Origin of the sequence: Nocardioides renjunii, from assembly GCF_034661175.1 — a bacterium.
Lineage (GTDB): Bacteria > Actinomycetota > Actinomycetes > Propionibacteriales > Nocardioidaceae > Nocardioides > Nocardioides renjunii.
This window is the reverse complement of sequence record NZ_CP141058.1, coordinates 386,462-400,664: the sequence shown is the minus strand read 5'-3', so window position 1 is coordinate 400,664 and position 14,203 is coordinate 386,462. Positions and strand designations below refer to the sequence as shown.

Sequence of the window (14,203 nt, the reverse complement as noted above, 5' to 3'; positions counted from 1 at the left end):
CGCCGGTTGACTCGAGGTGAGCGACCCGCACCCGCCCGCGACCGGAAGGACGCCGATGCCCCGCACCGTGGCCACCACCACCCGCGTCGACCTGGAGGGACTCCTCGACTTCGTCCGACCCCGGCACCGTTTCGTGCTCATCACCCGGCGCGCCGACGGCACCAGCCAGGCCTCGCCGGTGACGGGCGGCGTCGACGGCGCCGGACGCCTGGTCGTGTCGACCTACCCGGAGCGGGCGAAGACCCGCAACGTGCGCCGCGACCGCGCCGTCAGCGTCCTCGTCCTCTCGGACGACTGGGACGGGCCGTGGGTGCAGGTCAACGGCGAGGCGGAGGTGCTCGACGTGCCCGAGGCCGTCGAAGGGCTGGTCGAGTACTTCCGCACCATCTCCGGCGAGCACCCCGACTGGGAGGAGTACCGCCAGGCGATGCTCGACCAGGGCAAGTCGCTGATCCGCGTGACGCCCACCGACTGGGGTCCCGTCGCCACCGGCGGGTTCCCGGCGCGGCTCGCCTGACGCCGCGTCCGGTGCGCGCTCCCACCCTGCGAGGCTGACCGCATGGCCCTTCCTCCCTACCGCCCGACCGGCCCCGAGACCGCGGCGCTGGCCACCCTCCCCACGCCGCTCGAGCCGATGCCGCGGCTCGGCGTGGCGCTGGGGCTAGGGCCCGACGACCTCTGGGTGAAGCGCGACGACCTCATCGGGCTGGGCGGCGGCGGCAACAAGGTCCGCAAGCTCGAGCGCACCATGGCTGCCGCGCTGCACGACGGCGCCGACGTGGTCGTGACCAGCGGGGCCCCGCAGAGCAACCACGCGCGCCTGACCGCTGCCGCCGGCGCCCGGCTCGGGGTGCCGGTCGTCCTCGTGCTGGTGGGGGACGAGCCCGCCACGGAGACCGGCAACCTGCTGCTGGACAGGCTGCTGGGTGCCCGGATCGTGTGGGCCGGCGACGTCGGCGCCGAGGGCCTCGCGGCGGCGGTCCAGGACGCGGCCGACCACGAGCGGTCCGCGGGGAGGCGTCCGGGCGTGATCCCCTTCGGTGGCTCCAACGCCGTCGGCGCCCGCGCGTACGAGGACGCGGGCCGTGAGCTCCTCGACCAGGCTCCCGACCTGCGTGACGTCGTGGTGGCCGTCGGCTCGGGAGGGACGATGGCGGGGCTGGTGAGCGCCCTGGGGCCCGAGCGGGTCCTCGGCGTCGACACCGGTGCGGTCGACGACGCCGAGGACCGCGTCCGCTCACTGTGGGGCGCGATCGCTCCCGACGACGCCGCCGCCGGGACGCTCCGGATCCGCTCCGACCTCGTCGGCGCGGGCTACGAGGTCCTCACCGACGACACCCGCGCCGCGATGCAGCTGGTCGCCAGGACCGAGGGCATCGTCCTCGACCCCGTCTACACCGGCCGCGCGGCGGCCGGCCTCGTCGCGGGCGTCCGCGACGGTGTCGTCACGGCCGGGTCGCGGACCGTCCTGCTGCACAGCGGTGGCCTGCCCGGCCTGTTCGGCCACCCGCACGCCTCGCCCTGGCGCGAGGCCTGAGCGACGCAGGTCAGGGGGCGTCGCCGGTCGGTGCCGCGGCCTCCTCGCGGGTCTGGTCCACCTCGCTGGCCGGGTCGGAGCGCGCGGGTCGCGACAGGGCCGCGCGGATGCGCTCCACCGGTGCCTTCGGCTCACGGTCGGCGGTCAGGAGGCCGTTGTCCTCCTGCTCGGTGTCGGTGAGCTGGGTGTAGCAGAAGCCCGCGATGGTGGGGCTGTCGACCAGCGCGTCGACGAGCTCGGCCAGCTTGGCGACGAGGTCGTCGGCGCTGGCGACGGTGGAGTAGCCGAACCAGTCCTGGCCCTCGTCCGGGGTGAAGGACAGGCCGCCGAACTCGGTGATCACGACCGGCTGGCCGCGGTCGGTGCCCTCCTCGAGCAGCACCCGACGGCGTCCGGGACGGCCCTCGCGCAGGTTGCGGTCGAGCGCCTCGCGGGTGCCGTAGCGCTCGCGGAGCCCGCGGCCGCTCGGGCCGTAGTCGTGCACGCCCCAGATGTCGCTGTCGGTGTGCTCCCAGCCGTCGTTGCTGATCGCGGGCCGGGTCGGGTCGACCGACCGGGTCAGGTGGTAGAGCGCGGAGGCGAAGTGTCGCTGGGCGGCGTCCTGCTCGACCATCTGGAAGCCCCAGCTCTCGTTGAGCGGCACCCACGTGACGATGCAGGGGTGGCTGCGGTCGCGACTGACGACCTCGAGCCACTCGCGGGTCAGGCGCTCGACCATCGTCGGCGAGTAGGCGTAGGGGCTGGGCATCTCGCCCCACACCACCAGGCCGAGGCGGTCGCACCAGTAGAGGAAGCGCGGGTCCTCGACCTTCTGGTGGACGCGTACGCCGTTGAACCCGAGCTCCTTGATGAGCTCGACCTCGCGACGCAGCGCCGCCGGCGACGGCGCGGCGAGGTGCGACTCGGGCCAGTAGCCCTGGCCGAGCACCAGCCGGAGGAAGTAGGGGTGGTTGTTGAGCAGGAAGTGCCCGTCGGCGTAGCCGACCTGGCGGAAGCCGGTGTAGCTGGTGACCTCGTCGACCGGCTCGCCGTCGCGCAGCAGCGTGAGGTCGACGTCGAGGAGGTTGGGCCACTCGGGTCGCCAGGTGATGCGGTGCACCTCCTGGTAGTTGCGGGCGAACGGCAGCTCCACCGACAGCCGCAGGTCGGGGTCGACGACGGTGACCGTGGTCTCGGCGAGGGTCTCCCCCTCGAACCGCACCCGGCAGCGCAGCGCGAGGCCGGGCCCGGCCGACCTGGGGACCCGCGCCTCCACGTCGATGCGGCCGCGCACCACGTCGGGGGTGACGTGCAGGTCGGTGAGGTGGGCGGGGCTGACCCGCTCCCACCACACGGGCTGCCAGATCCCGGTGGTGCGGTGGTACCAGATGGTGTGCGGCTTCTCGGCCCAGTCCTGCTTGCCCCGCGGCTGGGTGACGTCGTCGTGCCAGTCCTCGGCCCGCACGACGACGACCTGGTTGTCGGTGTCGGCCTCGAGGGCGGCGGTGACGTCGAGGGTGAACGACGAGTGCCCGCCCTCGTGGTCGCCGACGCGGTGGCCGTTGACCCAGACCGTGCAGCGGTAGTCGACCGCGCCGAAGGTCAGCAGGATCCGGTCGCCGTCGCCGGGCCGCGGGCACGGCACGACGCGGCGATACCAGACGACGGGGTGGTAGCCGGGGTCGTGGATCCCCGAGAGCCGCGACTCCGGCGGGAAGGGGACGACGATCTCGCGGTCGAAGACGTCCTCGCGGGCGGCCCACGTCGCGTCGAGGCCGGCGTCCTCGTCGTCGTACGCGAACTGCCAGGGGCCGTCGAGCTCGGTCCACTCCGCCCGGGCGAACTGCGGTCGGGGGTGCAGGAGCTCGTCGGCGGGGTCCAGCGCACCGGTCCCCGGGTCGGTCCCCGGGTCGGTCCCACTGGCGTCCGGGGCGGTGACGGGAGACTCGGGCACGTGCTCTCCTAGGGTCGTGGACGGCGGCGGCACGGCGCCGGGCGACACGGGGTCGTGGCGGACGACGCGGGTTCCTCGTATGTTTACATCGTTGGAGACGCGCAGCAACCCAGCCGGCGCACGGCGCCGTGTCACGGAGGACAGCTCATGGCGGTGAGGCTCAAGGACGTCGCGCTGCTGGCCGGGGTCTCGGTCAAGACCGTCTCCAACGTCATCAACGGCTACCCCCACGTCAGCGCGACGACCCGCGCGAAGGTCGAGGCGGCCGTCGAGCAGCTCGACTACCGCCCGAACCTCCAGGCGCGCAGCCTGCGCACGGGGCGTACGGGCGTCATCGCGCTCGGGGTGCCCCGGCTCGACGAGGTCTACTTCGCCGAGGTGGCCGCCCACGTCATCGAGGCGGCCGACCGGCTCGGCCTGACGGTGCTCGTCGAGCAGACCGACGGCGAGCGGCAGCGCGAGCTCGAGGTGCTCTCGGGGATCCGGCCGGGGCTCGTCGACGGGGTCATCCTCAGCCCCCTCGGCCTGCTGCGCGAGGACATCGAGCAGACGGCACGACGTACGCCGGTCGTCATGCTCGGCGAGCACGTCACCGACAGCACCGTGGACCACCTCCGCATCGACAACGTGAAGGCGGCCGCGCGGCTGACGCACACCCTGCTCGCCGCCGGGCGGCGGCGGATCGCGGTCGTCGGCACCCCGACCGAGCGGCACGTCAGCGCGGCCCGGCTCCGGCTGGCCGGCTACCAGCGCGCGCACGAGGAGCTCGACATCCCCTGGCACGAGGAGCTGTGGGCGCCGGCCGCCAACTACCGCCGGGCCGACGGGGCCGCGGCGATCCACCGGCTCGTAGCGGCCGGCGCCCCGTTCGACGCGGTGTTCTGCTTCAACGACCTCCTCGCCCTCGGGGCGCTGGCCGCGCTACGCCAGCACGGGGTCCGGGTGCCCGAGGACGTGGCGGTGGGCGGCTTCGACGACATCGACGAGTGCGCCTACAGCGTGCCGACGCTGACGACGGTGTCGCCCGACAAGGTGCAGCTCGCGGTCCGCGCCGTGCACACGCTGCACGCCCGGCTGTCCGGCGTCGAGGAGTCGCCGGACCCCGACGTCCCCTTCGTGGTGGTCGAGCGGGACAGCACCGCCGGAGACCGCTGAGCCCGTCGGCCGCCCGCCGACTGCCGACCGTCGGCCTGTGGCGGACGCCACATCCCCTGCTTTACATCGTTGGAAATCCGTAGTAGACCGGACCTGTCGCGCGGCCCCCCGACGCGCGCATCCCGAGGAGCTGAGCGATGACCCTGACCCGACGACAGCTGCTGGCGGTCGCCGGCGGCGCGACCGTGGCGTCCGTGGTGAGCGGGTGCGGAGGCGCGACCACGCCGGTGGTGGACACCGGCGCCGCGCTCGGCGCCAGCTATGACGGGCCGCCGGTGACGATCAGCTACTGGCACGGGTTCACCGGCGGCGACGGCCCCGCGATGCGCGACCTGGTCGCCCGGTTCAACTCCAGCCAGGACCTCATCACCGTCGAGCAGAACACCATCAACTGGGCGCAGTACTACCAGCGGGTCGTGGCCGCGGTGCACGCCGGCCGCGGTCCCGACGTCGGCGCCATGCACCTCGAGCAGCTGGCCACCCAGTCGGCCCGCCAGACGCTCAACCCGCTCGACGACGTCCTCGAGGAGCTCGGCATCAGCGCCGACCAGTACCCCGAGCAGGTCTGGAACGGCGGGATGGTCAACGACGTCCGGTACGGCGTGCCGCTCGACGTGCACTGCCTCGCGAGCTACACCAACCGCTCGATGCTCGAGCGCGTCGGCGCCTCCGGGCAGCCGGGCACGGGCGACGAGCTGCGCCAGGTGCTCGACCAGATGACCGGCGAGGGCGTCGAGACCCCCTTCTGGATGCCGAACCGCTGGCCCGCCCACCTGATGTTCCTCTCGCTGCTGTGGCAGTTCGGCGGCGAGCCCTACGCCGAGGACGGCAGCGAGGCGCTCTTCGACAGCGACGCGGGCGTCGAGGCGCTGTCGTGGATGCGCCGCCAGGTCGAGGAGGGCTACAGCCCCGACAACGTCGCCGTGGACACCCAGTACACCGCCTTCAAGAACGGCGAGGGCGCCTTCACCTGGGACGGCATCTGGCAGATCAACGACCTGCAGGCCGCCGGCGGCGACCTCGACTGGGGCATCGCGCCGATCCCGACGATCGGCGAGCAGCCCGCCGTGTGGGCCAACTCCCACCACCTCGTCCTCTTCCGCGACCGCGAGCCCGAGGACGACCGGCTGAAGGCCGGCAAGGCGTTCATCCGCTACCTCACCGAGCAGTCGGCGGCCTGGTCCGGCGCCGGCATGATCCCCGCGCTCAACGAGGCGCGCGAGTCCACGGAGTTCAAGGACTCCCCGCAGTCGGCGCTCGCCTCTGCCATCCCGGCGATGCGCTTCCTGCCCAGCGTCCCCGGCGTCCCGGACGTGCAGACGCAGACGCTGGAGACGGCGGTGAGCGAGGCCATCCTCGGCCGGCTCAAGCCGGACGAAGCCCTCAGCGACGCCGCCGGCCGCGCGACGCAGCTGCTCCAGGCCAACCTCGACAAGTTCGGGCGGTGACACGATGACCACGACCCAGACGGTGGACGACGCGAGCGAGGACGTCCGGTCCGCGCCGGCCTCCGGTGCGCCACCGGGCGGGCGGCGCGAGCACGAGACCCGCGACGCCTACCTGTTCCTCGCCCCCTACCTGCTGCTCTTCCTGGCCTTCGTCATCGCGCCGTTCGCCTACGGCCTCTGGATCAGCCTGCACGAGTACGACTACTCGCTGCCGGAGAAGCCGTGGGTCGGGCTGGAGAACTACACCGGGCTCATCGACGGCACGTCGCCCTACGCCGAGGCGTTCTGGGACTCCATGAAGGCCACCTGGATCTTCACCGCGCTCTCCGTGCCGCTGCTGCTGGTGCTGCCGCTGCTCGTGGCGATGGTGATGAACGAGAAGTTCCGCGGCCGCAACTTGTTCCGGGCGATGTACTTCGCGCCGTACGTCCTCGGCGTGGCCGTGGTCGCGGTGCTGTGGCGCTACCTCCTCGACTCCAACATCGGGCTCGTCAACCACTACCTCGGCGTGCTCGGGCTGCCGTCGGACACCGCGTGGCTGACGTCGCAGCCGTGGGCGTGGATCTCGCTCGTCGGCGTCACCGTGTGGTGGACGCTCGGCTTCAACGCGATCATCTACCTCGCCGCGCTCGGGGAGATCTCCCCCGACCTCTACGAGGCCGCGCGGATGGACGGCGCCAACGGCTGGCAGCGGTTCATCCACGTCACGCTCCCCGGCCTGCGTCCGGTGCTGCTGTTCGTCACGAGCGTGACGATCATCGCCTCGGTCAACATGTTCGGGCAGTCGTTCCTGATGACCCAGGGCGGACCCGGCACGGAGACCCGCACCGCGATCTACCAGATCGCCGACACCGGCCTGACCAACTTCAACTCGGGGGACTCGACCGCGATGTCGATGATCTTCTCCTTCTTCCTGATGCTGGTCAGCACGCTGGTGTTCTTCCTGTTCCGCGACCGTGAGCCGGAGGGCAGCCGACGATGAGCACCGCCACCCCCACCCGCGAGCCCGCCACCGAGCACCGCGACGACCACAGCGGCTCGGCGGGCAGTCCGGCCAAGCTGCGCCGGATCCTGCAGTACGGCGTCCTCGGCGTCCTGACGCTGCTGTTCATCAGCCCGCTGGTCTACATGCTCTCGACGGCGTTCAAGACCACCGGCGACGCCGCCTCGCCCGACCCGCAGTGGATCCCGGACGACCCGACGACCCAGGCGTTCGACGCCATCCTCGGCAACGACGGCACTCCCGTCGTGCGCTGGCTCGTCAACTCGCTCGTCGCCGCCGGCCTGCAGTCGCTGCTCATCGTCGCCACGGCGGCGCTCGCCGGCTACGCGCTGGCGCGGATGGACTTCGCCGGCAAGAAGTGGATCTTCGGGATCATCATCGGCACGCTCTTCATCCCGCCGGTGATCCTGCTGATCCCCAACTACCTCATCACCAGCCGGATCGGGTGGCTCGACACCTTGGCCGCGGTCATCGTGCCGGGTGCGGCCGGCGCGTTCGGCGTCTTCTTCATGCGCCAGTTCTTCCTCGGCATCCCGCCGGAGCTCGAGGAGGCGGCCGCCATGGACGGGGCCGGGCGCTTCCGCACGTTCCTCACCGTGGTGCTGCCGCTGTCGCGACCGGCGCTGGTGACCCTCGGCATGCTGTCGTTCCTCACCAACTGGAACGACTTCCTCTGGCCCGTCTACGTCCTGTTCTCCCCCGAGAGCCAGACCCTGCCCGCGGGCCTCGCCACGCTGCAGAACGCCAACGCCGTGCGCTACGACCTGCTGATGGCCGGCGCGGTGATCGCGTCCGTGCCGGTGCTCGTCCTCTACGCCGCCGCGCAGCGCTTCGTCGTCGAGGGCGTGTCGCGGGCCGGGCTCAAGGGCTGACGGTCCCGGACACGACGACGCCCCGGAGGATCGCTCCGGGGCGTCGTCGCGCTGCGTCACGCCTGGGGTCGGCCGTCGCCGGCCGATCCGTCAGTCGGCGGGCGGGCTGTAGAGCTGGAGGTCGTTGCCCTCGCTGTCCCTGAAGGGGAGGATCCGGCCCCACGGGTGCTCCGAGATCTCGCCGGTCAGCTCGCCGCCCCGCGACGTGAGCTCGTCCCGCTCGTCCTCGATGCTGCCGTCGGGCTGGAACGAGATCACGGCACCACCGCCGTCCGAGCTGGTGGCGGACTCCCGCGCGTTGAGGCCGATCACCAGGCCGTCGGTCTCGAGCTCGGACCAGTCCTCGCTCTGCGACTTCAGCGACAGCCCGAGGACGTCGCGGTAGTAGGCGACGGCCCTGTCCATGTCGGTGACCGGGACCCAGACCGTGGCGATTCCGTTGACCATGTGGTGCTCCTTGCGGTGTGTGCTCGCGGATGTCGATCGTTGACGTCCTCGACGATGCCCGAGGCCGCGGGCCGACAAATCCCCCCAATGGCTATGGGGTCGGGACGCCTCGCGTGCTCCGAGCGGCCGGGCCGGCGGAGGGCCGCTCAGGGGACCGCCGGCCGACCAGCACCGCCGCGGCGGCGATCACCGTGAGCAGCCAGAAGAGGACCGCGGGGTCATCCGCGAGGAGCGACGGCGTGACCAGGGCGAAGAGCGCGGCGGCGGCGCGGGCTCCGGCGATGGTCGCGCCCTGGAACGTCGCCCGCGCCGCCGGGGACACCGACTCCTGCGCCCAGACCTTGTAGAGGCCCTCGCCGACGTAGGGATAGGCCAGGGCGTAGAGGACGAGCGCGGCGACGGTCGCAGACAGCGACTGGCCGACCGTCAGGGAGAGCATCGCCTGCGAGCACACGAGTGCCACCGCGGCGAACGGATACACCGTGCGCCTCCACCGGGAGTCCGCGATGGCGCTGAAGGCGACCGTGCCGACGAGACCGACCAGTGTCATGCCGAACGAGATGGCGGTGGCCCCCGCCTGGCTGGCGTCACCCACCGTCACGAGGAGGTAGGTGCGGAAGCTGCCGAAGGTGTTCGCCACCAGCGTGTAGAGCAGGTAGAACAGCGCGACGGCGACCAGCACGCGTACGTCGCCCCGGGCGACCGGCGCTGCGGCGACCTCCCCCGCGCCGGTGCGCGGCCCGGCTGCCGCGCCCGGGTCCGGGCCCAGGTCCGGGTCCAGGTCCGGCGGTACGGCGCGTCGCCGCGCCGCCAGTGTCGCGAGGGCCCCGAGCGCCAGGGCGCCGAACACCGCCCGCATGCCGGGGAGGCCGAACGGCGAGACCGCGAACGCAGCGGCGCTGGCCAGGACGATGCCCACGGTCCACATGACGTGGGTGGCGGCGACCATCCGCCCGCGCAGCCGTGCGGGGACCCGGCCGGCGACCAGGGCGATGGAGGCGGGCAGGTCGGCCCCCGACCCGAGACCGAGGACCGCGACGCCGGCGACCAGGCCGGTCCGGGAGCCCGCCAGGGCCACCAGCGCAGCCCCGACGGCGTACAGCGCGACGGTGGTCGTGAAGACGCGACGCCTCCCGAGGCGGTCCGCCAGCCAGCCTCCCGCGAGCGCGCCGAGCGCGATGGCGATCGTCATCGTCGCGCTGACGACCCCGACCTCGACGTCGTCGAGCCGGAGCTGCGAGCGCCACAGCGGCAGCGCCGAGCCGACGGAGATGATCGCCGCGCTGTCGAGGAGCGAGGCGGAGCCCGCCACGAGGACGAGCCGCTCGACGTGTCGCGGGTGCCGTGCGCGCGCCGGGTTCACGGCGACATCGACGAGGTCGTCGTCCCGGCGGCCCGAGCGGTCGCGGTCGCCGGCGGCGTCACGGGGCGGCGGTGGTCGAGGCGCGCACGACCAGCCGGGGCTCCAGCTCCACCTGACGGGGACGCGGCTCGTCGTCCCGCGCGCCGCCGGAGGCGATCTCGGCGAGCAGCAGCTCGGCGACGGCGACGCCGAGCCTCTCCTGCGGCGAGCTGACGGTGGTCAGCGGGACCGCGCCGAGACGGGCGAACTCGATGTCGTCGTAACCGACCACGCCCATGTCCTGCGGCACCGACACGGCGTGCCGAAGTCCCCCGCACAGCCCGAGCGCGACGAGGTCGTTGACGCAGAACACGCCCTCGGGACGGCTGGTCGACGGCCGGCGCAGCAGCTGTGCCGCCGCGTCCTCGCCCCCCGCCACCGAACGCTCCGGGCAGGTGACCACCTCGAGCGTCGCGTCGGGGTGCTCGGCCACAGCGGCCATCGCGCCCTGGAACCGCTCGGAGACCTGGTGCAGCTCCAGCGTGTCGGTGACGAACGCCAGCCGCCGACGCCCGGTCGCGAGGAGGTGCTTGGCGGCGAGGCGGCCGCCGTGGCGGTGGTCGATGGAGACCGAGGGCTGCTCGGGGCTCGTGGCGCGCTGCGCGCTGAGCACGCTGCGGAGACCGGCCCGGCGCAGCCGCGCGAGCTCGGGCTCGAGGTCGGTCACCGGGGTGATCACCAGCCCGGCGACGCGCTGCCTCTCGAAGAGCTCGAGGTAGGCGCGCTCCCGGGCGGGGTCCCCGCCGTCCACGGCCGAGAGGAGGTGCATCCCCGCCTGCGCCAGCCGGTCGCCCATCGCGGTGGTGATCGCCGGCGTGCGCGCGCTCGCGAGCTCGAAGGAGATGTAGCCGACGACCGTGCTGCGCCCGCGCCGCAGGCTGCGGGCGGCGTCGCTCGGGGAGAACCCGAGCGATGCGACGGCGGCGCCGACGCGGTCACGCGTGGTCGCGGTCATCCGCTCGGGGTGGTTGAAGAAGTTGGACACCGTGGTCACCGACACGCCTGCGAGCGCGGCGACGTCGCGGATGGTGGAGGGACCGCGGGCATCGGACATGGCGCGCACATCGTACGGTCGGCGACTCCTCCGACCGCCTGCACGGCCGCGGGCGGCGGCGGGAGCCGAGCTCCCGCCGCCGCCCGACGGACCTCACCGCTTGCGGCGCACGACCTTGACGGTCGCCCTGCCTCGGCTCGGCTCGATCGCCTCGTCACCCGGGTAGGCGACGGCGACCCTGTGCGTGCCGGCCTTCAGCCGCGGCAGGCGCGTGGACGCCCTGCCGGAGCCGTCGAGCCGGACCTTCTTGACCAGCCGGCCGTCCACGCGGACCGTGACCTTGCCGCGGGGGTCACCGGTGGAGCGGACCCTGATCCTCACCTTGGCCCGCTCGGTCGTGCTCGGCCTGCCGGGCTTGACCTTGACCTTCACCTCGGAGTCCGCCTTGCCGACCGGGGGCGTCACGGGACCGGCACCCTGCGGCGCCACGGTGACGGCGAGCGCACCGCTCCCGGCGTTGAACGTGACGTAGCCGTCCGCGAGCGTGGCGTTGCGCGCCACGGACGTGCCGGCGACCCAGACGGGCTGGCCGTCCACGCGGACGACGGAGTCGGCCTCGACCGGCACGGCCACCGTCCCGGACGTGCCCGCGGGCGTGTCGAGCTGCATGCTGAACGTGCCGGCCTGCTTGTCCTGCTTCCACGAGGCGGCGATGGAGCCGGTCTCGGTCGGGACCACGCCCCGGCTGAAGGCCAGGTCCCCGGGGTGCGGCTTGACCGTCCAGGTCGAGTAGCCGGGGCCGACCGGCCGGACACCCAGCACCGACTCGGTCAGCTGCACCGTCGGGGAGGCGGCCCAGCCGTGCGCCAGGCTGGCGGTCGTCCGGTTGACGCCGCCCTCGGTGTTCTTGAACTCCCAGAACGTGCCGGTGTAGAGCGGGTTGGCCGGGTCGATCATGGTGCCCCACGTGCGACGCATCAGGTCGAACGCGCCCGCGGTGTCGTCGACCGCCAGTCGGCCGCCGGTCTCCATGCCGATGCCGAAGGGCTCGATCGTGTGCCCGGTGGGGTCGACGAGGCCCTCGCCCATGATGGCGCCGTGCGGGTTCCAGTTGACCTTGAGCGCCTCGAGCACGCGGCCCTGCTGGCCCTTGGGCACGAAGCCGTACTGCAGCGCCAGGCCGTTCACGTCACCCGCGACGAGGTCCGGCTTGAGGTCGCTCTGCCCGAAGACTCCGAGCCGCTGGTTCCACAGCGTGCTGGTCACGGCAGCCTTGATCCGGTCGGCCGTGGCGTCGTAGTCGGCGGCCCTGGCTGCCGAGCCGATCTCCCGCTCGTACCACGCCATCTCGCGGAGGAGGATGTAGTAGTCGATGCTGAACTTCGTGACGTAGCCGGGCATGTAGGACTGGAAGTAGTCGCGGTCGCCGCGGGTGTAGTTCGGGTCCTCGGGGTTGGCCGGGTTGCGCGGCGCGATGAGGTTCTTCTCGGTGTCGAGGAACCGCTGGTTGTAGGCCACCGCCTCCCGGACGTCCTCGAGGGTCTGGCGTGCGTAGGCCTCGTCTCCGGAGTAGCGGTAGTAGTCGATGATCGACCGCGCGCCGTAGCCGGAGTAGTTGACCGAGTAGTAGATCGGCGCACCCTGCCCGACCTCGTACGGGGCGTTGGGACCGCTGGCGGGGTTGGTGTTGAGCCGGCCCTTGTTGAAGTCGGGCGAGCCGGGGAGGTGGCCGTCCGCACGCTGCTCGCGGATGAGCTCGTCGAGGGACCACTTGACGTACTGCTCACCCACGTCGCCGAGCGTGCTGATCGCCGTGGGGCCCTGGATGATGAGGTCGCCCGTCCAGATGCTGCCGTCGCGCTTGGCGCCGTCGTAGATGCGGCCGTCGGGCAGGCCGCGCAGGCCGGGCAGCTTGAGGTTGGTCTGCAGCGTGTACGCGCCGGCGTACCAGAGCCGGTTGAGCTCGTCGTCGCTCGACTCGAACCAGCCCCTGTAGTCCTTCGCCGTCGCCCGGTAGGCCTGGAAGTCCACTCCGAGGTCGCGCAGCACCAGCGTGCCGGGCGTCTGCAGGGTGAGCATGACGAAGCGGAAGCCGGGGTGCGCGCCGGCCTCGACGCGGCCCGGGCCGGTGGGGGTGAGGTAGTCGTTGCCACCCACGAGGGACTGGCCGGGGTTCTCGTCGGAGGCCGGGCCGAGCGCGGAACTGGTGACGGGGGTGCCGGGCACCGACGGGTTGCCGCCCGAGGCGGGGACCGGGCCGGTGACCGGAGCGGTCAGCGGCTGGTCGAGCGTGATGGTGCCGGCGCCCTGACCCGGGACGGCGTTGGGCAGGAACGCCACGATCGTGCGGCGCTGCGCGGCCTCGCCCGTGCCGATGACGACCTCGCTGTCCACCTCGAGCCCTGCGGTGGAGGCCACGGGGATCACCGTGGCACCCGCCGGGGTGTTCGCGGAGACGGCCGTGGCGGCGGCGCGCCGGAGGAAGGACCGGGCCTCCCCGGTCACGACCTGGAGGGTCGGGGCGGCACCGCCTGGCGTCGCCGGCGTGGTCCTGACGACGTCCATGAACGGGACGCCGCTCATCTCCTTGCCGAAGTCCAGCACCACGGACGCAGGGGTCTCGCCCGGGCGGGTCGTCAGGGTCATGGACCCGTTGCGCTCGACCAGCGCCTCGGGTCGCGTCACGTCGCCGCGCGGGTCGGCGAAGGCGGTCGGGTAGACCTGGGGCGAGTCGGGGCCGAGGACGTACCTCGCCCACGAGTCCGCGGCGCCGTCGGCCGCCGCGGAGGCACCGGCACCGACGCTGCTCCCGGTCGCGAGCGACAGTCCCCCCGCCACCAGCAGCGCCGACGTGGCCAGGGAAGCGACGCGCAGACCGCGTCGTCGCAGTGAGTACTTCGACATGTGTCATCTCCAGTGTTTGACCGATACACCCAACCGGACCCTTCGCGGGACGGTGGTGGGCCCGCAGCCGGACCGCGTGATGGCCATCACAGTAGGCACCATCGTTGAAACGTTGCAAGTGAAGAGAACCGGTCACTTCACCCCGCCAGTCCATTCCCTGTTGACACTGCCGGCCCCGGTGCCGTCCACTCAGGACATGCGGATCCGGGACGACGTCCACTTGATCGTTTCACCACGTCCGGACGCCTGCGCGGACGGCGCTGGGGCCCCGACGGACGAGCCGAACGCCGCGGGCGTTCCTCCGCGGTGGAACAGCCGTGACGTCGCCATCGTCGAGCTGCTGGCGCGCAGCACGCCGCGCACCGAGGTCGCCGCGCGACTCGGGTGCTCCCCCTCCACGGTCGACCGCCGCCTGGGGGTGCTGCGGGACTCGCTCGGTGTGCACACCACGATCGAGGTGATCGTGGAGGCCGTGCGCCGCGGTGTGATCTGAACGCACCGGCCAGGT

The 14,203-nt window shown here is 72.7% G+C and carries 12 protein-coding genes; 7 read left to right on the top strand and 5 right to left on the bottom strand.

Annotated features, from left to right (window positions below; all coding sequences use genetic code 11):
* Positions 1-55: 55 nt before the first annotated feature.
* Together SHK17_RS01830 and SHK17_RS01825 are read left to right on the top strand one after the other, a co-directional pair.
* Positions 56-517, top strand: coding sequence for a PPOX class F420-dependent oxidoreductase (locus SHK17_RS01830; protein ID WP_322920883.1), 462 nt, complete (start codon positions 56-58; stop codon positions 515-517).
* A 42-nt stretch (positions 518-559) separates the two neighbouring features.
* A complete protein-coding gene (locus tag SHK17_RS01825) occupies positions 560-1,537 on the top strand; it encodes a pyridoxal-phosphate dependent enzyme (protein ID WP_322920882.1) in 978 nt (325 codons plus the stop codon).
* A 10-nt stretch (positions 1,538-1,547) separates the two neighbouring features.
* Here the strand turns inward: SHK17_RS01825 and SHK17_RS01820 are convergent, their stop codons facing one another.
* On the bottom strand, positions 1,548-3,470 hold the full coding sequence (locus SHK17_RS01820; RefSeq protein WP_322920881.1) for a sugar-binding domain-containing protein: 1,923 nt from the start codon (positions 3,468-3,470) through the stop codon (positions 1,548-1,550).
* A 147-nt stretch (positions 3,471-3,617) separates the two neighbouring features.
* Here SHK17_RS01820 and SHK17_RS01815 point away from each other — a divergent pair, with 147 nt between their 5' ends.
* The 4 genes from SHK17_RS01815 to SHK17_RS01800 all read left to right on the top strand — a co-directional run bounded on the left by SHK17_RS01815 (position 3,618) and on the right by SHK17_RS01800 (position 7,948).
* The gene (locus SHK17_RS01815; RefSeq protein ID WP_322920880.1) at positions 3,618-4,625 is read left to right on the top strand and encodes a LacI family DNA-binding transcriptional regulator; all 1,008 of its coding nucleotides are present in this window, start codon (positions 3,618-3,620) and stop codon (positions 4,623-4,625) included.
* Between the two features lie 137 nt (positions 4,626-4,762).
* Complete coding sequence (locus SHK17_RS01810; RefSeq protein WP_172269165.1) at positions 4,763-6,073, top strand: ABC transporter substrate-binding protein; 1,311 nt, start codon at positions 4,763-4,765, stop codon at positions 6,071-6,073.
* A gap of 4 nt (positions 6,074-6,077) precedes the next feature.
* Positions 6,078-7,055 carry a carbohydrate ABC transporter permease gene (locus SHK17_RS01805; RefSeq protein ID WP_172269162.1) on the top strand — a complete coding sequence of 326 codons (978 nt, stop codon included), beginning with the start codon at positions 6,078-6,080 and terminating at the stop codon, positions 7,053-7,055.
* The gene (locus tag SHK17_RS01800) at positions 7,052-7,948 is read left to right on the top strand and encodes a carbohydrate ABC transporter permease (RefSeq protein ID WP_172269159.1); all 897 of its coding nucleotides are present in this window, start codon (positions 7,052-7,054) and stop codon (positions 7,946-7,948) included. The genes SHK17_RS01805 and SHK17_RS01800 overlap by 4 nt, the downstream gene beginning before the upstream one ends.
* Positions 7,949-8,038: 90 nt before the next feature.
* Here SHK17_RS01800 and SHK17_RS01795 read toward each other — a convergent pair whose 3' ends face one another.
* The 4 genes from SHK17_RS01795 to SHK17_RS01780 all read right to left on the bottom strand — a co-directional run bounded on the left by SHK17_RS01795 (position 8,039) and on the right by SHK17_RS01780 (position 13,695).
* Positions 8,039-8,395, bottom strand: a complete 357-nt coding sequence (locus SHK17_RS01795; RefSeq protein ID WP_322920879.1) for a VOC family protein — start codon at positions 8,393-8,395, stop codon at positions 8,039-8,041.
* Between the two features lie 91 nt (positions 8,396-8,486).
* A complete protein-coding gene (locus tag SHK17_RS01790; RefSeq protein ID WP_322920878.1) occupies positions 8,487-9,758 on the bottom strand; it encodes an MFS transporter in 1,272 nt (423 codons plus the stop codon).
* Positions 9,759-9,816: 58 nt separating this feature from the next.
* Positions 9,817-10,851, bottom strand: coding sequence for a LacI family DNA-binding transcriptional regulator (locus SHK17_RS01785; RefSeq protein WP_322425206.1), 1,035 nt, complete (start codon positions 10,849-10,851; stop codon positions 9,817-9,819).
* 93 nt (positions 10,852-10,944) lie between these two features.
* Positions 10,945-13,695: an alpha-L-rhamnosidase C-terminal domain-containing protein gene (locus tag SHK17_RS01780; protein WP_322920877.1), complete on the bottom strand. Its 2,751-nt coding sequence runs from the start codon at positions 13,693-13,695 to the stop codon at positions 10,945-10,947.
* A gap of 76 nt (positions 13,696-13,771) precedes the next feature.
* Between SHK17_RS01780 and SHK17_RS01775 the strand changes: the two genes are divergently transcribed.
* Complete coding sequence (locus SHK17_RS01775) at positions 13,772-14,188, top strand: helix-turn-helix transcriptional regulator (protein WP_322920876.1); 417 nt, start codon at positions 13,772-13,774, stop codon at positions 14,186-14,188.
* Positions 14,189-14,203 lie beyond the last annotated feature (15 nt).

Coding starts and splice junctions, on each gene's coding strand:
- SHK17_RS01830 (WP_322920883.1), top strand. CDS start 56: ATGCCCCGCACCGTGGCCACCACCACCCGCGTCGACCTGGAGGGACTC.
- SHK17_RS01825 (WP_322920882.1), top strand. CDS start 560: ATGGCCCTTCCTCCCTACCGCCCGACCGGCCCCGAGACCGCGGCGCTG.
- SHK17_RS01815 (WP_322920880.1), top strand. CDS start 3,618: ATGGCGGTGAGGCTCAAGGACGTCGCGCTGCTGGCCGGGGTCTCGGTC.
- SHK17_RS01810 (WP_172269165.1), top strand. CDS start 4,763: ATGACCCTGACCCGACGACAGCTGCTGGCGGTCGCCGGCGGCGCGACC.
- SHK17_RS01805 (WP_172269162.1), top strand. CDS start 6,078: ATGACCACGACCCAGACGGTGGACGACGCGAGCGAGGACGTCCGGTCC.
- SHK17_RS01800 (WP_172269159.1), top strand. CDS start 7,052: ATGAGCACCGCCACCCCCACCCGCGAGCCCGCCACCGAGCACCGCGAC.
- SHK17_RS01795 (WP_322920879.1), bottom strand. CDS start 8,395: ATGGTCAACGGAATCGCCACGGTCTGGGTCCCGGTCACCGACATGGAC.
- SHK17_RS01785 (WP_322425206.1), bottom strand. CDS start 10,851: ATGTCCGATGCCCGCGGTCCCTCCACCATCCGCGACGTCGCCGCGCTC.
- SHK17_RS01780 (WP_322920877.1), bottom strand. CDS start 13,695: ATGTCGAAGTACTCACTGCGACGACGCGGTCTGCGCGTCGCTTCCCTG.